Genomic DNA, 19,671 nt, shown 5'->3' with positions numbered 1-19,671 from the left:
AACGAAAAGTCGAAAAGTTTGAATTTTCCCATCCAGCTTCACTTTTCTCACAATTCTAATCTTAATACAACCCACAATATAAGTAAATAACAAGAAAGTTATTGCGTTTGATAAGTTTTTCTTATGTTTTTTATGTATAGCGCTCTCAATATATAGAAAATCTTATCATTGCTAATGTCTTTTTCCTTACGTTAAGTTGGTTGTCTTTCTTTATTATTATGTCAAAAAAACGATTCTTTGTCATTTTTTTAGGTACAAATGGAAATATTAACAACTAAGGGGGTGAATTGAATGGCAAAAAAACAGAAGGCGAACCATGTCATACCTGGAGCAAATGCTGCCAAAGCTCAAGGGCAGGGAGCTGGATTCAATGAGGAAATGGCAAATGAACCTTTAACTGTCAAAGAGCGAATGAACAATAAAAAGCGAAAAAAGTATCAATAATAGCAGGAGGGGGTGACCTCCTGCTTTCCTTATTCGGTCATATTTACCTCTGTAACCATATTTTTAAGGTCCTGTTGGAAACGTTCTAACTGAGATCTTTGGTGTTCTGATGCTACCTCAAGTGCATTCGCTATCTGCTGATATGCTTCATTTACTTCGTTCTTTAAATGCTTAAGCTGATGCCCGTAGCTGGCACTATCACTGACAATTGTTTCAAAAAGCCCTTGTGCTTCCTCATATCCTTGCTGTGCTGCCTGAAAAGCCTGCTGTTTGTCCTTATTGTAAGGATATTTTTGCATAAATGTTTCACTCCTTCATTTAATATACCCTTTAAATTGCTCAGAACTAGAAAAAATATTCAGCATAAAAAGATTTATTGATTGCATCCTAAATGTTGAGGAGGGATAAAAATGAACAAAAACGACGGAAAAGATATGCGTAAAAATGCTCCTAAGCAATCAGGACAGCCAGAACCGATGAGCGGTTCTCACAAAGTTAAGAATCGCAATCACACCCGGGCTAAACACAACTCACATCATGATATGTAATAAAGCAGCTCCAACCTTTAGGCTGGAGCTGCTAGAATTAAATCCTCTCAAGGTTCACATGGATTAACGAATCAAGTATATGATTTTCTTCTTCTGGAGTTACCGTCCTGAGATCAATAATATACTCATCTTTTTGGATGCGCGCGATAATAGCCGGTTTCGATTCTGTACGTAATTTCCTGCTTAGCTGTACCGCCGTTAACGAATCATGTTTTAACGCTATAACCTTTGTTGGCAGCACGACATCAGGCATCGTTCCCCCACCCACTTGGCTTGAATCAGGAACTATATTCACTTGATAGCTGTTTGTTTTTTGTAACAAGTTTGCAACGAAAACTCTCGACCTTTCGTCTAATTCATTAATAGAAACTAATAAATCACGTACGGTAGGGATATTCCGTATCGCGTTTTCGCCGCGGGCATAGTCGATTAACGTTCCTTCAAGTGCAGCTAAGGTCATCTTATCGACGCGGACCACTCTTGCTAACTGATGTTTTTTCAACAGGTCAATGATTTCTTTTTTTCCAGCGATAATTCCTGCTTGTGGACCGCCGAGGAGCTTGTCACCACTAAAGGTAATAACGTCTGCTCCCATTTCTATAACCTCTTTCACGACTGGTTCTTCACCAATTCCATGCCTTCTAAAGTCGTATAGGGCACCGCTTCCGAGGTCTTCATAAAAAATGACATCATCGAGCTTTTGGGTTAAATCAATAAGTTCTTCTGTTTCAACAGATTTTGTGAAACCGATGACCTTAAAATTACTGGTATGGACCTTCATGACAATCGCAGTTTCTGGGGTCACTGCTTTCTCATAATCGTACAGATGTGTTTTATTGGTTGTTCCCACTTCTATAAGTGATGCACCGCTTTCCTCCATAATGGAAGAGATACGAAAAGACCCGCCGATTTCAACAAGCTGCCCCCTTGATACAATGACCTCTTTATTTTTAGCAAATGCCCTTAAAACAAGGTAAACCGCAGACGCATTATTATTGACAACCATGGCAGCCTCGGCACCGGTGATTTCTTTAATTAATGCTTCTACATGACTATGTCTTGAACCGCGTTCCCCTTCATTTAGCTTATATTCAAGGTTCGAATAGTTTCGTGCCGTTTCAACCACATGATTAATGGCATTTTCACTTAACCTAGCCCTACCCAGATTGGTATGTAAAATCGTTCCCGTCGCATTAATTACTTTTTCAATCGTATAGGAAAACTGTTTTTTCAAATTAGCTTTTAACATCAAAAATAAATCTTCAATAAAATGGTTTGTACCAGGAACACTACCTGTCCATTTATCATTTATGATTGCATCCCTAATATGATCAACCACTTCTTTTAACTGCTTGGTTAGCTGTGTATGATCAAGATTACTCTCTTCTAGTAAAGACAAAAATGTACCATGATTTTGAAGTTCATGGACAGCTGGAATTGAACGTAGCCATTCTTTCACAAGCAAAAACTCCTTCACTAATCCTTCTTTTGCCCCATTATATCATATCAGTTTCACGTTTTATGTCTGAATGAATAAAATGAAACGTGCAAGGGGGATTGAATATGATAAAAAAGAAACCGCTTCAAAACCAGACTTTTGATTTTGATTTAGTGGAAAAGTGGTTAGAGGACTATTTTCTCGATCCGCTCACAGCCTATAATGATCTGACTCAATTTCAAATTGATCTTTATGAGACAGAAAAGGAATGGATTGTTGAAGCCATTCTAAGTGAGTTTGAGGCATCGGAAATAAAGGTATATATAGAAGAAAAAAAATTAATAATTTCAGCTTCAAAATCCTCCCCTTCCCCAAAGGATCAGAAACGGATTCGTTCAATTGATTTCCCCTTTCAGATAATTAAACAAGACGTAACCGCAACTTTTTTAAATGGAATTCTAGAGGTGTTTATTTCAAAGACAGAAAAGGGATTAGGAACAAATAGATTTATTACGCTTCCTTAAAGTTAATTATGATACATTTTTTTCTTAGTCGGTTTACATAACAATATTATTGAAAACATTAATGCCTCATAACCTAAATCGGTATGAGGCTTTATCTTATTTTGAAGAAATAATTTCAATCATTTCTTCTGTATTCGGAAAAATGCCTGTGTCAAGCTTAGAGTATATTTTCTCCCCATTAACTGTCACTTCGAACGCGCCCCCTGAACAAGGAATCAGCTCTAACTTTTGAATATTTCGATAAAAATGGTTAAATAACTCCTCTGCGAAACTCGCAGCCTTTGATGAATAGTTTCATTGCATGCAAAATTCGACAATTATATGGTAGGTCTTCATAAATATCCTCCTAAAAAAGTCCTTTTCTACACCGTGATAGTAAAAACATTTTATCCTATCCCCCTCTTGTTCAGCAAATATTCTGCACGATTAGTGCGGATTTATTCTGGAAGAGTTATACTAATAAAATGGAGGTGGACATGTTGAGTGAAAAAGAAAAAATTCGCCTGACCTCATTATCTACAAAAGCTGGTTGAGGCTGCAAAATTGGTCCAGAGGACCTGGCGCAAGTATTGCGCTTATTACCAAAACAAGAACCTGTTCCTGAATTAATAGTGGGACTTGATACATCAGATGATGCTGGGGTTTATCGTTTAACCGATTCCATAGCACTAATCCAAACCGTTGACTACTTTACCCCAATCGTGGATGATCCATATATGTTTGGCCAAATTACAGCGGCAAACGCATTAAGTGATGTCTATGCCATGGGTGGCGAACCGAAAACTGTATTAAATATTGTTGGTTACCCCATAAAGAAACTCGGAGCGGAAATGCTTTCCGAAATACTACGCGGTGCAGCGGATAAAGTAAAAGAAGCGGGTGCGATTACTGTTGGCGGTCATTCAATAGATGATCAAGAACCTAAATTTGGACTTTCCGTAACAGGAATTGTTCATCCCGATAAAGTATGGAAAAATGTTGGTGCAGAACCAGGGGATGTTCTTGTATTGACTAAACCAATTGGTGTGGGCATCCTGACAACCGGGATCAAAAGAAGTGTAGTAACACCAGAGCAGGAGCAAATCGTAACCGAAACGATGGCAATGCTGAATAAAACAGCAGCAGAGGTGCTAACTAATTATCATCCTCATTCTGTCACAGATGTAACCGGATTTGGCTTGCTTGGACATGGTAGTGAAATGGCCCGTGGTAGTGGGGTGAGCTTTGAAATTTCATTGAGCAAAGTACCAATTCTAGAAGGAACATTTGATTTAGCCAAAAATGGCGTGGTTCCAGGAGGGTCTAAGTCCAACCATAATTGGTTACGGGATGACGTTGCCTATGAGGACGATATTCTTCCAGAAGAACAACTTGTCCTTTGTGATGCGATTACCTCGGGAGGACTCCTTGTATCGCTTAGTGAAGAGGAAGCCGGTAATTATGTAGACCGATTACAATCTAATGGATTAGTCTATACCTCAATCATTGGACGCGTTACCGAGAAAAAAGAGAAACTTATATATGTAAAAAGATAAACAGCGAAGCTATAGCGGCTTTGCTGTTCCTTTTTTTAAGGCGTTTTTTTCAAAGATGGTTGCTTTTTTTGAAATGTAAGGACGATCTGACCATTACCCTTCAACTCGCTGATATATCACAAAAGTCGCTGATAAAAGTTACATAGTCGCTGATAAACCATTTCAACTCGCCGATAAAGCGTAGAACCCCTTCTACATCGACCTTTTCAACAATTCCCACCCCAAAAGCCTAAGTAGAAGCCCTCTACATCGACCTTTCCACAGATTTCCACCCCGTAAGCCCAAGTTGAACCCCTCTACATCGACTTTTTCACAGATTTCCACCCCGAAAGTCTACCTAGAACACCTCTACATCGACTTTTTCACAGATTTCCACCCCAAAAGCCTAAGTAGAACCCCTCTACATCGGCCTTTTCACAAATTTCCACCGCCAAAGCCTAAGTAAAACCCCGCTACATCGACTTTTTCACAGATTTCCACCCCGTAAGCCCAAGTTGAACCCCTCTACATCGACTTTTTCACAAATCCTCCCCCCTTAAAGGTGCATTAGAAAATAATAGTAGGATGAACATGAAAAAATCCTGAACCATTTTGGTCCAGGATTCATCCAATTATAGTTTCTGACGGAGTTTTTCAAGCATATCCTTCGTCATTCGATCTAAATTATACTCGAATTTAAAGCCCCATTCCTCTTTTGCCGCACGAGCATCAATTGAATTTGGCCAGCTATCGGCAATTTTTTGACGAGCAGGATCAACATCATAGGATATTTCAAATCCTGGAACATACTTCGCGATACTCGCAGCAATTTCTTCTGGATCAAAGCTCATCGCTGTGACATTAAAAGAATTCCGGTGCTGCAATTTGGCTGAATCGGCCTCCATTAAATCAACGATGGCATTCAAAGCATCCGGCATGTACATCATATCCATGTAGGTGCCTTTATCAATGTACGAGGCATATTTGCCATTCTTGACAGCTTCATAGTAAATTTCAACAGCATAATCCGTAGTTCCACCGCCTGGCAGTGCAACATAGGAGATTAAGCCTGGGAACCGTAATCCTCGAGTGTCGACGTCAAACTTATGGAAATAGTAGTCAGCCAATAATTCCCCCGCTACCTTGTTGACTCCGTACATAGTGGTTGGACGCATAATCGTGTCCTGTGGAGTCTGATCCTTTGGAGTTGATGGACCAAAGGCGCCGATAGAGCTTGGAGTGAAAAATTGCGCATTTAACTCTCTAGCTGTTTCAAGTCCATTCATCAGTCCACCCATATTTAAATTCCAGGCAAATACGGGCTTTGCTTCGGCTGTTGCCGAAAGAAGCGCGGCTAAATGCATGACTGTATCAACATTGTATTTTTTGGCTGTCTCCACCATTTGGTTTAAATCAGTCACATCTACTGTTTCAAACGGACCACTTAGCGCTGCTTCACTGTTATTCTTTTTTATATCTGTTGCAATAACATTATCTGTGCCATAGATGTCTCTTAGCTTTAAGGTTAATTCAGATCCAATTTGCCCTAAAGCTCCTGTGATTAATATACGTTTCATCGTTTCTCCGTCCTCTTCACTTATGCTAAATAATTCTGGCTTTCTTTATAGGGGTGTTAGCTTATCGTCCAGAATGTCTCTGCTTATTGATTAAATAACGCCCATTTCCTTGCCGACTTTTTCGTAAATCGCAATGGCTTGATCAAGCATTTCTTTTGTATGTGCAGCTGTTGGCATATTACGAACACGTCCAGTCCCTTGTGGAACGGTTGGGAATACAATCGCCTTCGCGTATACCCCCTCTTCATTCAAACGTTTGCTAAATTGCTGGGTTAAGGATTCGTCACCAATGATACATGGAGTAATCGGTGTTTCACTATTGCCGATATTAAAACCTAAATCCTTTAAGCCTTTTTTCAGATAGTTGCCATTATCCCATAATTTTTTGTTAAGCTCTGTACTTTCCATCAAAATCTCGATAGACTTCTTGCTTGCTGCCACATCTGCTGGTGTTAACGATGTTGAGAAAAGGAACGGGCGGCTGCGGACTTTTAACCAGTCAATTAAATTTTTCTTTCCTGCAACATAGCCACCAACTACACCAATTGCTTTTGAGAGCGTTCCGATTTGGAAATCAATTTTATCAGAAAGCCCGAAATGCTTAACGGTCCCAGCTCCATCACCAAGAACACCGGAGCCATGGGCATCATCAACATATGTAATTAAATCAAATTCCTCAGCAATCTTGACGATTTCCGGTAGTAACGCGATATCCCCATCCATTGAAAATACGCCATCGGTAATTACCATTATCTTATTGTAAAGACCGGACTCTTTTGCTTCTTTTGCTTTTGCACGTAAATCTTCCATATCGGAGTGATTGACACGGATGATTTTTGCTTTTGATAGCCTGCAACCGTCGATAATCGATGCATGGTTTAATTCATCAGATAAAATGGCATCATTTTTATCCATTACTGCTGAAATGGCCGCCATGTTACAATTAAAACCTGATTGGTACGCAATGGCTGCTTCGGTATGTTTGAATTCAGCTAATTTCTCTTCTAATTCGACATGAAGCTTGAGGGTACCATTGATGGTGCGAACAGCACCTGCACCCACACCATATTTTTCAATGGCGTCAGTAGCTGCTTTTTTTAGACGATCATCGGTGGCAAGTCCTAAATAGTTATTGGAAGATAAATTGACTAGTTCTCTGCCATTAATCTTAATAACTGGTCCATTTGCGCTTTCTAGCGGATCGATGACATTATAAAGACCTTTGCCCTTTAAATCTTCAAGATTTTCATTTAAAAAATTTTCCAATATGTTACTGGACACGTTCATATTCCCCCTTAATTCGTCTTAACCTGGTAATGTCGTTTTAAAAGAAACATTTGTCCTTGGTACGCGGACACTCGAATTCTAATTAAACGGCAGTACAGTAGGATTCTCAAAGTATACTTTATCATATATTTTCAAAATTGTTCATACCTCGTGGACAAAGTGATGAAAAATATTTTTCTTCATTCTTAGATTACCCAATTCGAAATTAGGATATTTGCTAAAAAGAGCTAGTTGAATAATGATATGAATTGAATTACTATTCTTTAAATGAAAAAACGGTATAATAAATTATACTCTGAAAGAGAAAAGAAAGGATGTCGCTCGTGTCGTTTATATATTCGCTTCTTTATACCACCATCATCGGTGCAATATTCGTATACTTGTTAATTTTTACATATGATTTGTTATATGGTGAAAAACAAGATAAACAAATAAAAAAAATCCAAAAATATTTTCGGAATGAAACAATTAATAAGATTGATCAGATAGAACATGAGCCCAAAAAACACACAATTTATCAGATTCAAACAGAGAAGGAAACAAAACGGGTAAAAATAAAGCCAGGCTATAAAGTCATTAAATTAGTTCCAAAACAGAAAAAATAACGAACCAATCCTCATATGGGAAGTGGTTCGTTATTTTTTCAAAATGATTTTTTCAGCTAGTCATGCAGCATGCAGACACTCAATTAGTTCACGTTAACTGAGCTAAATTTTGCTGCATGATGATTGATCTTTTCCAGTGCCTCCTGATACTCATGTTCCAAACGGTTAACAATATCAGCAGTAGTTTCAATCCGGTCAATAGCCCCGACACCATGGCCGGCGGACCAAATATCTCGCCAGGCCTTTGCATTTGTTTCTTTTTGCATATTATCAAAATTCACTTGATCCTTTTTTACCAATTGATTAGGGTCAAGTCCCGCTTTTACAATACTAGGCTTTAACATATTGCACATGATACCTGAGAAAGCATCTGTTAAAACAATGTCTTCTTGTGTTGCCTCAACTAACATTTCGCGATATTCATCATTTGCCATGCTTTCAGTGGCTACAATAAATCGTGTTCCCATATAGGCAAAATCTGCTCCGGCGGCTTGTGCTGCTAGTATTCCCTTACCCGTTGAGATGGAACCTGCAAGGATGATGATTCCATCCCAGAAAGTCCGGACCATATCAACAAATGCAAAGCTATTGATTTGGCCGGCATGGCCCCCGGCACCGTTGGCTACTAAAATTAACCCATCGACACCAGCTGCTGCCGCTTTCTTTGCAAATTTCAAGTCACTGACATCTGAAAAAACAAGGCCTCCATACTCATGAACAATATCAACAACATGTTTTGGACTACCTAATGAAGTGATCACTAACTGTGGCTTGTGTTTCTTAATTAACTCTAATTCATCTTGAAGGCGGCTGTAAGAGCTATGTACAACCATATTCATTGCCCACGGAGCTATTTTCTGGTTTGAATCTTTTGCTCGAGCTGCCTCAAGCTCAGCATTCAAATGTCCCATCCATTGATCAAGAACCTCAATTGGTCTGGCATTGGGGGCAGGAAAAGAACCTATGACCCCGTTCAAGCAGCAATGTTTAACTAACTCAGTGCCTGACACCAGAAACATTGGGGCAACAATAACGGGCATTTTCAATTGACTATACCAATGATCAGGAATCGACTTCTTCATAATCTCTCACCTCGTGGTTTAGAATTTTCTGAATACACTATACTCTTTAATAGTAACTGAAAATGAATGAACATTCAATCATTTTCATAAACTGTAATAAGTGGTAATAGGTATGTTTCCATTTACGCAAAAAGTACATTATTCATAATTTAACGTTTCAGAGAATTTATATCGGCTTGGTCAATCAACTTCTAAAAATAAATCAAACGAAATTTCAATTGGGAAAGTTATCAACCCAACCCAAACTTCACAAAGCTTAAATGCATTTTAATCTATTTATGTAAAAAATCAGACAGGACTATTCTAAACACTATCTGATTTCGTCTAGTAAACTAGCTACACTTTGTTGGAATGGAGTAACAAAATTAAAAGTTTTCGTGGGGGCAGAACCAGTGATCGTTTTTGTTATCGATATTGGAGCAACTGTAACAGCTCCACCAAAGTTGACAGTTCCTCCAGAAATGGTCCCAATCGAAATACCATCTTTATTGACCACCAAATGATCCACTCCTTCCATTCATTTTTAACATTATATGTACAAGCTTTTAAGCATGATTAAACATATTCATTAATCCAATGAAAAATTACGCCAACGAACCCGTAACTGAGATACAATTTTTCCGCACCAATATTCTCAGGATTGTACCCAACAATAATTTCCTTGCACTCAACCTTTGAAGATGAAAAGGGCATTTCCAATTAATTTACAGTATTTTTCTCGTTAAAAATCTAGTCGAAACCTCGAAAATCTAGTATGATGTAATAATGTATTAATTCTTGAACAAAGCGAGGATTACGATAAAAATGAGCTTATTAAATGTTGAAAATTTAAGTCATACTTTCGGAGACCGTACTTTATTTAAAGATGTTTCCTTTCGATTATTAGCTGAGGACCATGTTGGACTAGTCGGTGCCAATGGCGTTGGAAAGTCTACTTTAATGAATATTATTACAGGGCAATTAATTCATGATAGTGGCCGTGTGGAATGGACACCTAGTGTTCATTACGGCTATTTAGATCAGCACACTGTATTAACACCTGGGAAAACGATGCGAGATGTGCTGCGTGATGCCTTCCTTCCACTTTTTGAAAAAGAAAATGAGTTAAATGAAGTAACAGCACAAATGGCTGATGCTACACCAGAAGAGCTTGAAGTTCTTTTAGAAAAAATGGGTGAAATTCAAGACGCATTGGATGCTGGAGGCTTCTATTCTTTAGATATCAAAATTGAAGAAGCTGCGCGGGGCTTAGGGCTTGATGCAATCGGCTTAGACCGTGACGTCGCAGCCCTTAGCGGTGGACAGCGAACAAAGGTCCTTCTTGCAAAGCTTCTATTGGAACAACCAAAAGTTTTATTACTCGATGAGCCGACAAACTATTTGGATGTTGAGCATATTCGTTGGTTAACCTCTTATTTAAAAGATTACCCATATGCATTTATTCTGATTTCCCACGATACGGAATTTATGAATCCTGTATCCAATGTTATTTTTCAATTGGAATTTTCTAAGTTGACCCGCTATACGGCAAGCTATGAAAAATTCCTGGAACTCGCGGAAATCAATAAGAATCAGCATATTAATGCCTATGAAAAACAAATGGAATTCATCAAAAAACAAGAAGATTTTATTGCAAAAAATAAAGCAAGGTACTCCACTACGGGTCGGGCGAAGAGCCGTCAAAAGCAATTAGATCGGATGGAACGGATTGACCGTCCAGAAACGGCGATGAAGCCTACCTTCGGTTTCAAAGAATCACGCAGCAGCAGTCGCTATGTTTTTGAAGCAAATGATTTGGAAATTGGTTATTCACATCCACTTCTGCCGAAAATGAATATGACATTAGAGCGCGGCGAAAAAGTCGCGATTATCGGTTGTAATGGTGTAGGTAAATCAACTCTACTTAAAACAATGCTTGGTAAAATAGATCCTTTACATGGTAAGGTTGAGCGCGGTGATTTCCTCTTCCCTTCTTATTTTGAACAAGAGGTAAAAGCAGGAAATATTACCCCAATTGATGATGTCTGGAATGCCTTTCCATCCATGGATCAGCATCAAGTCCGTGCTGCTCTTGCCCGCTGTGGATTGAAGAATGAGCACATTTCACGTCCAATGAATCAGCTAAGTGGTGGCGAGCAGGCGAAGGTTCGTCTTTGTAAGCTAATGATGACGGAAAGTAACTGGATTTTATTCGATGAGCCGACAAATCACCTTGATATAGATGCAAAGGCAGAATTGCAACGTGCTCTTAAAGAATACAAAGGAACCGTTGTCCTTGTCTGCCACGAACCAGACTTTTATGAGGATTGGGTCACAAAAGTATGGAATGTCGAAGAATGGTCACAACAAACCGTATAGAAACTGGACTTTAAACCCCTGAAGCACCTATGGTAGAAGCCAGCAAACAGGCATTGCTGGCTTCTACCATTAATTGTTCTTCCTCTATTTTCAGAATATTTTGATCTGCGATAATGATATCTCCTGATGAAGGGGTATCAATGGTGGAAAAAATATTTAGTAAGGTTGATTTACCAGCCCCCGAAGGCCCCAAGATTCCAATAAATTCACCTTCTTTTATTTCCAAATCAATATCTTCTAACGCTCTATATAGATTTCCCTTAGAACCAAATACCTTTTGGACATTTTTTGCTTGTAAGATTGTTTTCATCAGTTATCCTCCTCGTATATCTACAAAGGTGATTATAATCCCTGAACCTTACACCATTTTAATGTAAACCTTACATGAACCTTAAAAAACAGCAAACCTTAAATAGAATTTGCTGTTTGGAAGATATTTGTTTTATTGATAATAAATCCGCAACAAGAAGACCCACCTTTTTTATAAAAATGGTAATGGTAGGATAAATAATGAAGTAATATTAACAAACCAGTAATTTGTAATACATATGTTTTAAGGACATGCATAAAATGGGTTACAGGATATTTTGGTATAAAGGAGCCTGATTATGAAAATAAAAATCTTTTCAAGTGTTTTTTTTCTTTTAGTTACCTTAGGTTTTGTAGCTTATCTTGATTCACCGTACTCATTTTTGAATATAAAATATGCCTATACAGCCGATCAACCGGTTATCGCCCAACCTGTTAATGTTGAGCCATCCAGTGATATTCCTGAATTGGAAGAAAAACTAGAGAAGCGTGAAAGAGTCGCTGGTTATATCGTAGAGACATATGAGGAATACGAAGTCTATAAAGATAAAGATGGAAAGGTAATAAAAAGTGAGCCTACTGGAAAAACAGATACACTTAGATATTGGGACTACAATAATAAAGACCGCTAAATGGGGTACCGTCAGATAATTGAGGCTTTTTCCGACGGTACCCCTATTAGGAAAAAAGATAGGAATCTAAAAATTTTTAAGGATGCGTGGATGATAAAAAAATTAGATTCGTAACGTTTATTTGATAAGTGCATAATTTATTTTAAACAAAATATGTAGTTAGGGGTGCGGATATGGGTGTGATTAGAACAGATGAGTGGTTACACGATTCATATCATGAACCAATTGAAATATGTGAAAAGTTAAAAGTACACTTTAAGGGTGCCCTAGCTTCCGAAATCTACGAATACTTAACTCTACATGGAATGTATCATCCTCTTAGGAACGGAAACGAGGAAGTGAAAAAGTTACAAATAAATAAAGTATGGGAAATTGTGGAGGAAGAAAAACTACGACTTCAAGAAGTGTGGGTAGGACCAAATATCCCCATTTTTATATTTCCATCAGATAAGAACAACCGAAAATTAAAACAGGACTTTAACGGAAAATCAGGTTTGGCCTTCAAGGATAAACTATTTTTATTTATTTCAGAGGATAACACAGAAAAGGAAATAAGGGCTTTGTTTACACATGAGTATAACCATGTTTGTCGGTTATCAAAGTTTCAAAAAAACGAAGAGGATTACGTATTGCTGGACACAATCATTTTAGAAGGATTAGCTGAAAATGCCGTACGTGAAAGAATGGGTGACGAATTCTTAGCTACTTGGACCTCGTATTATTCCAATGAAGAGCTAAATAAAATGTGGAAAAACATAGTGCTCCCAAATAAAAATGTTCTAAAAAATGACCTAAAGCATCAAAACATCTTGTATGGATTACGTTTCTATCCGAAAATGTTAGGGTATTGTGTTGGGTATTACTTGGTTAAGAATTATCTTGAAGCAACGAACAAAAAAAGTAAGGATCTACTAAATATCCATACAGATACCATTACTCAAATTATGTAAAAGTAGTATGAAACGAAAAAAACAGAAGAAAAAAAATTCTCCTCTGTTTTTTTGGATCAAGAAATATTCAAATTATCGTTTGTTGATCACTTTGAATGGAGTATATCTGAGTCCGACTCTATCGCCTAGCTCATCGAGGCGCCAAGAAGACTAAGGAGCCACCTCCCTACAGTTTTTCTCATTCTTGTTGGAGATGAACAAGGTTCTTGTGATTTATGCTTTTAACTCATTTAACATTTCAATATAATAAAATTGAACTAAAAAAAGAATAGAGATAGTACAGCTAATGAAGCAATAGTACCAAGCGCGATTCCAGCGCCGAAACCCCAGCCCCCCCAGCCCCAACCGCCATAACCAAAACCACCTAGGTTTCTAGGTCGTCCCAATGGTTGAAGATAAACTCTGTTGTTGGCAACACGATGAATGATTCCCCTATGAATTCTCCCGTCATGGGTTCTGATTTCAACTGCTCTACCCATATGTCTATGACACAATCCATGAAAATGTTCAACTGACATTTTTTCACCCCCAATTACTTATGAACCATACGACATTATACGTATTGAAATAAATATCGTAATGGACAAGTGTAATAGGGTATTAGTGGAAATTTAAAACCTCCGATTTAATTTTTCGATTTGCATAGAGCCCAAATACGCTCTATGTCATTCAATTTATGATGCTACTGGGACTAAATGGATGGGTATCCTATTATGTGAAGTATTCCAATTTTGCATTCGGAAAAAATTTCTCCAAGTAGCTGAAAAGGCGATTTTTCAGATCCTCTTCTTCCTCTTTCTGATAAATGTACTTTCCAATTCCATATTTCCCCCATTTATATCTTCTCTTCTCTTCATCTAATTCTAATTTTGTCATGGGATAGTTTTTTTCGATTACTTTCTTAGCTGGCTTTGTAAACCGATGTTGAATAAACTCAAATGTTAAATCCTTTTTGGCTTCAAGAGGCAATTCCGCATCCAACCGCTCAAACATATGATAGTATCCATCCTCCCATCCTCGATGAAGATAAATCGGTGCTACTATAAACCCAAGTGGGTAGCCAGCTCTTGCTACTTTTCCTGCAGCCTCAATTCTTTTCTCTAAAGGTGAAGTTCCTGGCTCAAAGTTCTTAATCACGAAATCAGCGTTAACACTAAATCGAAATCTTGTCTTTCCGTTATGTTTTGCATCAAGTAGGTGATCGACATGATGAAATTTTGTCACAAATCTTAACTTTCCATGCTTTGATTCTCCAAAATGTTCTATCGCACGTTTTAATGTATGGGTCAAGTGATCTATCCCCACAATATCCGATGTACAGGATGCCTCAAACCTCGTCTGTTCGGGCGCACGTTCCTCCATATATTTGTCGGCAGCATCTAAAATTTCATCCACATTTACATATGTACGGATATATGGCTTACTCCCCATTGTTGTTTGTAAATAGCAATAATGACAATGCCCCATACAGCCTGTTGCAAATGGATTAGCGTACTCTGCTGAAGGCTTAGAGGTATCAAATTTAAGTGTTTTTCTAATCCCAACTACAAGTGTAGATTTGGCAACTCGATATCTTTGAAAGTCATTTTCACCAGGCAAATTCCTGACTTGATTATGGGAAGTTGTATACCTAATTTCGACATCCAATTTTTCGAATTTTTCTTTAAGCTCTTTACCCAATGGGTAATCCAATGCCTTTGGTTCAAAATATACAAGCTTAGGTGTAAAAGGATTATTCATTTCAGTAGCCCCTCTGAAGCATCACCATAATAGTAATTGTAGGCTTGGTTCGCCTTTTCTTCTGTAGAATATATAGCCATTTCATTTGATAGTGGATAATAGGTTTCAAACAGAAACAAAGCTAATTCATTCGGTTCCTCAGGGTTATTTACAACTGCTGCTGCCTGTATATTTGCGACATCCTGAGTGTGGGGGTTTCGGTAAAAAACATAAACAATATCTCCCGCATTATATGTAGGGCTTTCGTTATACTGGTCCATTCCATCACCTTTTCCTTTTATAAAACTTACTAGGTTAAGTTTTTCATTATTAAAATTTTGCCTTTAGTTCCTAAAATTATGTTTTCTTGATTATGGAAAAGGTTTAAACATATATGTTTGGCTCAAAAAAACCTTGGATATACATAATGATAAGAAATGGAGTTGAATGGTCTATGAAATTAGATGCGGGAAATTCTAATGAAGCTGCACTTAATAAATATAAAGAAGGAATTGGAATGTTAACTCAAAAAATGCCCGAGTTTGCAAAGCATTTTACTTCTTTTCCTGAAGAGTAATACATATAAGATTACTCTACTTTCCATTTACTTTTTTAAAAAAGAAGATCTATCAAGTATGTCACCATCCTCTCTTGTCATTAACAATCATTATCGTATTTTCTTCCACTTTTTTGTAAAGAATAGTAACAAATAATTCTAACTGGAGTGAAAGCTAATGATCAAATTACAATCAAATATCACAGGGAAAAAATCTCATTTTGGTCTAGTTCGGAAAATGTTTAACTCCTATGGGTGTAGTTTTTGTAGTAATTTTGAATATGATCAAGGGAAATTCGATGCGGTTTTATGGCGGGAAGGTGGAGAAACCATATATTTAAGAATTCCTTTTAATGTTTTGGATGGTGTTTTAGATCATTCTAATGCCTATATTGAGTTTGGAACACCTTATGTTATCAAGCATGTAGTGAATATTGGGTTAGACTATGATGAAAACTCATTACTGACCGCTACGACAGGAATTAATCAATTTCAAGAACCATTGGATACAGATGGATTTATAAGAGATAAAAGCAGATGGAAAATAGCTGGTGAAGAAACTATAGAACAAATAATAAATTCCATGAATGAATTATTAAGCTCTTAATCTCAATGATACAATGAAACAAAAACAGGAATAGCTGGTTCTCCAATGTGATGTATTTTGCATTTTATTCCATTATCACTTCATTAAAAGGCGAGCAAATAATTTGCTCGCCTAATCTTCCTCTTTTTGATACATTTATTGACTAGATTGTCATGGATAAATCAAGTCCACAATAAAAGATGGGGTTATTACTTCCTCTCATTTTCTTTCGTAAAATTGGATCTATCGCAACGTTTTTAATGCACCACTCCAAGCAATCACTTGATCGAGCATTGCATTCACATTATTTAGGTGTAATTCAGCTGGTTTGAAAACTGTCCCATTTTCAAAGTCAGTAAATAGGGATAGTGTTGGATGTACTCGAACATCTGCAACTTGTAACTCACCAAAAATTCCGCGTAAGTGTTCGGCTGCACGGGCTCCGCCAGTTGAGCCGTAGCTTACAATCCCGGCTGCTTTATTGTTCCATTCATCACGTGCTGTATCTAGGGCATTTTTTAATGCTCCTGTGATACTGTGGTTATATTCTTGAGCTATGAAAACAAATCCATCCAAGCTAGTTAGTTTTTCTGACCAAGCTTTAATTCCTGGTTCTGAACCATCCGTTGTAAATACGAACGGTAAATTGTATTCTGCAATATCAACGATTTCATAATTTGCATCTCCGCGTTTGTCAGCAATTCCTTTTACCCAATCACCGACTTGTGGACTTACACGGCCTTGACGTGTGCTTCCTAAGATAATACCAATAGTTAATTTTTCATTTGCCATTGCTTCTTCCTCCTTAGTTGGTCTTTATAATATTTTGTCTAAAAAGTCCAATATTTACACATCCCTTCTTCGGGAATTTATTAACGAAAGATGGGATTCACCAATACTTTCATTTCAAATCTTCGGTAAGTTTACGGTCTTGTCTTATCTTAAAGTGGTATAAACTAAAAAAAGGATATGGCCCTTTTCATTTGAGAAAAGGTCCATATCCTTTTTGTGTATCATTATGCACAGGATTCTTGTTTCATTATTTTCACAATTTCTAACGATATAATATGATAACCATCGACTTCAAGAACCTTAAACTCATAATCATCGTACTGAATTTTATCGCCTTCGACAACTTCCATTTTTTCTGACAAGATCCATCCACCGATTGTGTCTATATCTGAATCGTCTAGATCCAATCCTAACAAATCATTAATTTCTTCAATCAGGACTTTTCCATCAACAATCGTTTTATTTGGCCCTATTTTATTTATTTCTGGAACTTCATCCGCATCAAATTCATCACGAATTTCTCCAACAATCTCTTCCAAAATATCTTCGACCGTTACTAACCCTGCAGTTCCGCCATACTCGTCAATTAAAATGGCCATATGAACACGATCTTTTTGCATTTTGACTAACAAATCATGAATAGGAATCGTTTCAATGACTTGGACGACTGGACGAACATATTCCTCAATGTTGGTTTCGACATTTTTACCTTTGATATATTCTGTAAATACTTCTTTCATATTAACCATACCGACAATGTTATCTTTTTCACCATCAATGACAGGGTACCTAGTATAATTTTCTTCCGTCACGATTTTCAGACATTCATCTAATGATTGCGAGATATCAAAAGCGACAATTTCTGTCCGAGGCACCATAATTTCGTTAGCATTTCGATCATCGAATTCAAAGATATTATTCACATATTTGTATTCAGATTGATTGATCTCGCCACTTTTATAGCTTTCGGAAATAATGATTTGAAGTTCTTCTTCAGAGTGAGCCACTTCATGTTCAGAAGCAGGCTTCAAACCAAATAGTCCTGTAATCATTCGAGCGGAGCCATTTAATGCTTTAATAAAAGGATACATGATTTTATAAAATAGCATCATCGGTCGAGCAAAAATCAACGTTATCGTTTCAGCTTTTTGGATTGCGAACGTTTTTGGTGCAAGTTCCCCAACCACAACGTGAATGAACGTTACCGATGCAAATGCTAGGATAAATGATGCTACACTTGAAACTGATTCTGGCAGGTTAATGTGAACCAAAAGCGGGTGTAGAATGTGTTCAACTGTTGGTTCACCAAGCCAACCTAACCCTAATGCTGTAACCGTAATACCTAATTGACATGCAGACAAATATTCATCAAGGTTTGTCACAATCGTTTTCGCTACGATTGCACTCTTGTTGCCTTCTGCTATAAGCTGATCAATTCGTGTACTGCGGATTTTAACAATAGCAAATTCGTAAGATACGAAAAATGCTGTAAAAGCTAATAAGATTGCTATTGTTATCAAATTAATAATGATCAATGGTCTCCTTACTCAATAATTCAAGTAAGGAATACACCTCCTGTTTTTTACATGTTAGTTATCTAAAAAGTAATAATAATGTTTGTGCTAATGAAACTCCTTGTGACGATAAATTGTTTACTAGCATTTCTTTTTGTTGATTGCTTAATTTTTGCAAAATTGGTTCGATTACCTTTATTTCCTCTTTAAGATGTTTCATGATCATCGCAATTTGCTCAAAATGCTTCTCTGCTTTCTGTTTATCAATGCCATTTTCTGATTTGATCAATTCGATAGAAGACTTAATTTCCTCAAGCGGCATATTCAGATTTTTGTAATGTTCAATTAAGGCCAATATCTGAATTGACTCTTCTCCGTATAATCGATAATTTGCATCCGTTCTAATCGGGTTAAGTAAGCCCATTAGGGTGTAATAATCGATTGTTCTTTTGGATATATTCATTAACTTCGCTATTTCACCAATTCGATACAACTTCCCAACTTACTCCCCCCCTTCTCTATTAAAATATCATATCATAAATAAAACCGTACAGTCAACGTGTTGGTTTAACGCAAATACATAAACATTGATTCATCTATATTTGTGTTAAACTGGATATATCCAAATTGTAGAGGAGAAAACAAATATGAAAAAATCAATCATGATTAGTTTGTTCATATCTGTGGGTACTTATCTAGCTTTATCCCCAATATTTTGGAGATTAACTTCTTACCTCCACCCAATTGTTTTAGCTGTTCTGCTGTTTTGTATCTTCTTTTTGGTCTATTTCTTTGTTTTACTAATCAGAAAAGAATCGATTCGTATTTCCTATAGGCTATTTTTGTCTCTTTTCATTCTTTACTCGATTGGACTGTTAATTTTGTTATTTTTGCGCCCAAACGACCAGAGCTACAACTCTATGAATCTAATTCCATTTTCTACAATCTCTTTTTATCTTTCTGGAAAAGTAAATTGGTTAATTGCGTTTTATAATTTAGCTGCCAATGTAGGATTATTTATTCCCTACGGTATTTATTTGCTGTTGAAGAATTATTCTCCTTTAAAGCTTATATTTATTCCTATGGTTCTGATTGCTTTCATTGAAATCATGCAATTAATAACACATCGAGGTAGTTTGGATATTGATGACCTGATCTTAAATCTAGCAGGAGTTTTCCTTGGTTATTTATTTTTTCCTTTATTTAAAAAAGCAGTAACAATCCATGCTAAATAAG

Annotated in this window: 23 protein-coding genes and 2 pseudogenes; 11 read left to right on the top strand and 14 right to left on the bottom strand. The window is 37.1% G+C overall.

What is annotated here, in order from left to right; all coding sequences use genetic code 11:
- The first annotated feature begins 291 nt into the window (after positions 1 to 291).
- On the top strand, positions 292 to 444 hold the full coding sequence (gene sspO / locus RTR43_RS15635) for a small acid-soluble spore protein O (protein WP_312473159.1): 153 nt from the start codon (positions 292 to 294) through the stop codon (positions 442 to 444).
- A gap of 29 nt (positions 445 to 473) precedes the next feature.
- Here the strand turns inward: sspO and RTR43_RS15630 are convergent, their stop codons facing one another.
- Positions 474 to 743: a hypothetical protein gene (locus tag RTR43_RS15630; protein ID WP_312473158.1), complete on the bottom strand. Its 270-nt coding sequence runs from the start codon at positions 741 to 743 to the stop codon at positions 474 to 476.
- 111 nt (positions 744 to 854) lie between these two features.
- Between RTR43_RS15630 and RTR43_RS15625 the strand changes: the two genes are divergently transcribed.
- Positions 855 to 992: a small acid-soluble spore protein P gene (locus RTR43_RS15625; protein ID WP_248736261.1), complete on the top strand. Its 138-nt coding sequence runs from the start codon at positions 855 to 857 to the stop codon at positions 990 to 992.
- A 37-nt stretch (positions 993 to 1,029) separates the two neighbouring features.
- Here the strand turns inward: RTR43_RS15625 and selA are convergent, their stop codons facing one another.
- Positions 1,030 to 2,451 (bottom strand): L-seryl-tRNA(Sec) selenium transferase, encoded by a 1,422-nt coding sequence (selA, locus tag RTR43_RS15620; protein WP_312473157.1) that lies wholly within the window; start codon positions 2,449 to 2,451, stop codon positions 1,030 to 1,032.
- A 104-nt stretch (positions 2,452 to 2,555) separates the two neighbouring features.
- Here selA and RTR43_RS15615 point away from each other — a divergent pair, with 104 nt between their 5' ends.
- A complete protein-coding gene (locus tag RTR43_RS15615) occupies positions 2,556 to 2,954 on the top strand; it encodes an Hsp20/alpha crystallin family protein (protein ID WP_312473156.1) in 399 nt (132 codons plus the stop codon).
- Positions 2,955 to 3,050: 96 nt separating this feature from the next.
- Here the strand turns inward: RTR43_RS15615 and RTR43_RS15610 are convergent.
- Positions 3,051 to 3,236 (bottom strand): annotated as a pseudogene (locus RTR43_RS15610) (Rdx family protein); the annotation flags it as partial.
- 194 nt (positions 3,237 to 3,430) lie between these two features.
- Between RTR43_RS15610 and selD the strand changes: the two are divergent.
- Positions 3,431 to 4,489 carry a selenide, water dikinase SelD gene (gene selD, locus RTR43_RS15605; RefSeq protein ID WP_396954589.1) on the top strand — a complete coding sequence of 353 codons (1,059 nt, stop codon included), beginning with the start codon at positions 3,431 to 3,433 and terminating at the stop codon, positions 4,487 to 4,489.
- Between the two features lie 611 nt (positions 4,490 to 5,100).
- On the opposite strand, the gene RTR43_RS15600 is transcribed toward selD, so the two are convergent.
- Positions 5,101 to 6,045: an L-threonine 3-dehydrogenase gene (locus RTR43_RS15600; protein ID WP_312473155.1), complete on the bottom strand. Its 945-nt coding sequence runs from the start codon at positions 6,043 to 6,045 to the stop codon at positions 5,101 to 5,103.
- 90 nt (positions 6,046 to 6,135) lie between these two features.
- The gene (locus tag RTR43_RS15595; RefSeq protein ID WP_312473154.1) at positions 6,136 to 7,326 is read right to left on the bottom strand and encodes a glycine C-acetyltransferase; all 1,191 of its coding nucleotides are present in this window, start codon (positions 7,324 to 7,326) and stop codon (positions 6,136 to 6,138) included.
- Between the two features lie 329 nt (positions 7,327 to 7,655).
- Here RTR43_RS15595 and RTR43_RS15590 point away from each other — a divergent pair, with 329 nt between their 5' ends.
- Complete coding sequence (locus tag RTR43_RS15590) at positions 7,656 to 7,937, top strand: hypothetical protein (protein WP_312473153.1); 282 nt, start codon at positions 7,656 to 7,658, stop codon at positions 7,935 to 7,937.
- An 83-nt stretch (positions 7,938 to 8,020) separates the two neighbouring features.
- On the opposite strand, the gene RTR43_RS15585 is transcribed toward RTR43_RS15590, so the two are convergent.
- Both RTR43_RS15585 and RTR43_RS15580 read right to left on the bottom strand, forming a co-directional pair.
- Entirely contained in the window at positions 8,021 to 9,019 is a 999-nt protein-coding gene (locus tag RTR43_RS15585; RefSeq protein ID WP_312473152.1) for an NAD(P)H-dependent flavin oxidoreductase, read from the bottom strand.
- Positions 9,020 to 9,329: 310 nt separating this feature from the next.
- Positions 9,330 to 9,518, bottom strand: coding sequence for a hypothetical protein (locus RTR43_RS15580; protein ID WP_312473151.1), 189 nt, complete (start codon positions 9,516 to 9,518; stop codon positions 9,330 to 9,332).
- A 305-nt stretch (positions 9,519 to 9,823) separates the two neighbouring features.
- On the opposite strand from RTR43_RS15580, the gene RTR43_RS15575 reads away from it, so the two are divergent.
- Positions 9,824 to 11,377: an ABC-F family ATP-binding cassette domain-containing protein gene (locus tag RTR43_RS15575; RefSeq protein WP_312473150.1), complete on the top strand. Its 1,554-nt coding sequence runs from the start codon at positions 9,824 to 9,826 to the stop codon at positions 11,375 to 11,377.
- Between the two features lie 70 nt (positions 11,378 to 11,447).
- On the opposite strand, the pseudogene RTR43_RS15570 reads toward RTR43_RS15575, so the two are convergent.
- A pseudogene (locus RTR43_RS15570) lies at positions 11,448 to 11,687 on the bottom strand (ATP-binding cassette domain-containing protein); the annotation flags it as partial.
- 298 nt (positions 11,688 to 11,985) lie between these two features.
- Here RTR43_RS15570 and RTR43_RS15565 point away from each other — a divergent pair.
- On the top strand, positions 11,986 to 12,318 hold the full coding sequence (locus RTR43_RS15565) for a hypothetical protein (RefSeq protein WP_312473149.1): 333 nt from the start codon (positions 11,986 to 11,988) through the stop codon (positions 12,316 to 12,318).
- A gap of 173 nt (positions 12,319 to 12,491) precedes the next feature.
- Complete coding sequence (locus RTR43_RS15560) at positions 12,492 to 13,268, top strand: DUF2268 domain-containing putative Zn-dependent protease (protein ID WP_312473148.1); 777 nt, start codon at positions 12,492 to 12,494, stop codon at positions 13,266 to 13,268.
- A gap of 257 nt (positions 13,269 to 13,525) precedes the next feature.
- Here the strand turns inward: RTR43_RS15560 and RTR43_RS15555 are convergent, their stop codons facing one another.
- From RTR43_RS15555 to RTR43_RS15545, 3 genes are all read right to left on the bottom strand, one after another.
- Complete coding sequence (locus tag RTR43_RS15555) at positions 13,526 to 13,786, bottom strand: hypothetical protein (RefSeq protein ID WP_312473147.1); 261 nt, start codon at positions 13,784 to 13,786, stop codon at positions 13,526 to 13,528.
- Positions 13,787 to 13,979: 193 nt separating this feature from the next.
- Positions 13,980 to 15,008: a spore photoproduct lyase gene (gene splB, locus RTR43_RS15550; protein WP_312473146.1), complete on the bottom strand. Its 1,029-nt coding sequence runs from the start codon at positions 15,006 to 15,008 to the stop codon at positions 13,980 to 13,982.
- Positions 15,005 to 15,268 (bottom strand): transcriptional regulator SplA domain-containing protein, encoded by a 264-nt coding sequence (locus RTR43_RS15545; protein ID WP_312473145.1) that lies wholly within the window; start codon positions 15,266 to 15,268, stop codon positions 15,005 to 15,007. Before RTR43_RS15545 ends, splB begins: the two co-directional genes overlap by 4 nt.
- A gap of 173 nt (positions 15,269 to 15,441) precedes the next feature.
- Here RTR43_RS15545 and RTR43_RS15540 point away from each other — a divergent pair, with 173 nt between their 5' ends.
- Together RTR43_RS15540 and RTR43_RS15535 are read left to right on the top strand one after the other, a co-directional pair.
- Complete coding sequence (locus RTR43_RS15540; RefSeq protein WP_312473144.1) at positions 15,442 to 15,564, top strand: hypothetical protein; 123 nt, start codon at positions 15,442 to 15,444, stop codon at positions 15,562 to 15,564.
- A 157-nt stretch (positions 15,565 to 15,721) separates the two neighbouring features.
- Positions 15,722 to 16,150 carry a YugN family protein gene (locus RTR43_RS15535; RefSeq protein WP_312473143.1) on the top strand — a complete coding sequence of 143 codons (429 nt, stop codon included), beginning with the start codon at positions 15,722 to 15,724 and terminating at the stop codon, positions 16,148 to 16,150.
- Positions 16,151 to 16,372: 222 nt separating this feature from the next.
- Here the strand turns inward: RTR43_RS15535 and RTR43_RS15530 are convergent, their stop codons facing one another.
- From RTR43_RS15530 to RTR43_RS15520, 3 genes are all read right to left on the bottom strand, one after another.
- Positions 16,373 to 16,921: an NADPH-dependent FMN reductase gene (locus RTR43_RS15530; protein WP_312473142.1), complete on the bottom strand. Its 549-nt coding sequence runs from the start codon at positions 16,919 to 16,921 to the stop codon at positions 16,373 to 16,375.
- A gap of 224 nt (positions 16,922 to 17,145) precedes the next feature.
- A complete protein-coding gene (locus tag RTR43_RS15525; RefSeq protein ID WP_312473141.1) occupies positions 17,146 to 18,456 on the bottom strand; it encodes a hemolysin family protein in 1,311 nt (436 codons plus the stop codon).
- 58 nt (positions 18,457 to 18,514) lie between these two features.
- Positions 18,515 to 18,928: a MerR family transcriptional regulator gene (locus RTR43_RS15520; RefSeq protein ID WP_312473140.1), complete on the bottom strand. Its 414-nt coding sequence runs from the start codon at positions 18,926 to 18,928 to the stop codon at positions 18,515 to 18,517.
- 154 nt (positions 18,929 to 19,082) lie between these two features.
- Between RTR43_RS15520 and RTR43_RS15515 the strand changes: the two genes are divergently transcribed.
- Entirely contained in the window at positions 19,083 to 19,670 is a 588-nt protein-coding gene (locus tag RTR43_RS15515) for a VanZ family protein (RefSeq protein ID WP_312473139.1), read from the top strand.
- Position 19,671 lies beyond the last annotated feature (1 nt).

Origin of the sequence: Neobacillus sp. (assembly GCF_031988165.1) — a bacterium.
GTDB classification, from domain to species: Bacteria; Bacillota; Bacilli; order Bacillales; family Cytobacillaceae; genus Neobacillus; species Neobacillus rhizosphaerae.
The sequence above is the reverse complement of the archived record's forward strand: the minus strand, read 5'-3'. Positions and strand labels throughout refer to the sequence as shown.

Excerpts from the sequence above, each read along its gene's own strand:
- RTR43_RS15530 (WP_312473142.1), bottom strand. The coding sequence starts at position 16,921 with ATGGCAAATGAAAAATTAACTATTGGTATTATCTTAGGAAGCACACGT.
- RTR43_RS15560 (WP_312473148.1), top strand. The coding sequence starts at position 12,492 with ATGGGTGTGATTAGAACAGATGAGTGGTTACACGATTCATATCATGAA.
- RTR43_RS15575 (WP_312473150.1), top strand. The coding sequence starts at position 9,824 with ATGAGCTTATTAAATGTTGAAAATTTAAGTCATACTTTCGGAGACCGT.
- RTR43_RS15545 (WP_312473145.1), bottom strand. The coding sequence starts at position 15,268 with ATGGACCAGTATAACGAAAGCCCTACATATAATGCGGGAGATATTGTT.
- RTR43_RS15515 (WP_312473139.1), top strand. The coding sequence starts at position 19,083 with ATGAAAAAATCAATCATGATTAGTTTGTTCATATCTGTGGGTACTTAT.
- sspO (WP_312473159.1), top strand. The coding sequence starts at position 292 with ATGGCAAAAAAACAGAAGGCGAACCATGTCATACCTGGAGCAAATGCT.
- RTR43_RS15565 (WP_312473149.1), top strand. The coding sequence starts at position 11,986 with ATGAAAATAAAAATCTTTTCAAGTGTTTTTTTTCTTTTAGTTACCTTA.
- RTR43_RS15555 (WP_312473147.1), bottom strand. The coding sequence starts at position 13,786 with ATGTCAGTTGAACATTTTCATGGATTGTGTCATAGACATATGGGTAGA.
- RTR43_RS15630 (WP_312473158.1), bottom strand. The coding sequence starts at position 743 with ATGCAAAAATATCCTTACAATAAGGACAAACAGCAGGCTTTTCAGGCA.
- RTR43_RS15615 (WP_312473156.1), top strand. The coding sequence starts at position 2,556 with ATGATAAAAAAGAAACCGCTTCAAAACCAGACTTTTGATTTTGATTTA.
- splB (WP_312473146.1), bottom strand. The coding sequence starts at position 15,008 with ATGAATAATCCTTTTACACCTAAGCTTGTATATTTTGAACCAAAGGCA.
- RTR43_RS15535 (WP_312473143.1), top strand. The coding sequence starts at position 15,722 with ATGATCAAATTACAATCAAATATCACAGGGAAAAAATCTCATTTTGGT.
- RTR43_RS15625 (WP_248736261.1), top strand. The coding sequence starts at position 855 with ATGAACAAAAACGACGGAAAAGATATGCGTAAAAATGCTCCTAAGCAA.
- RTR43_RS15600 (WP_312473155.1), bottom strand. The coding sequence starts at position 6,045 with ATGAAACGTATATTAATCACAGGAGCTTTAGGGCAAATTGGATCTGAA.
- RTR43_RS15540 (WP_312473144.1), top strand. The coding sequence starts at position 15,442 with ATGAAATTAGATGCGGGAAATTCTAATGAAGCTGCACTTAATAAATAT.
- RTR43_RS15585 (WP_312473152.1), bottom strand. The coding sequence starts at position 9,019 with ATGAAGAAGTCGATTCCTGATCATTGGTATAGTCAATTGAAAATGCCC.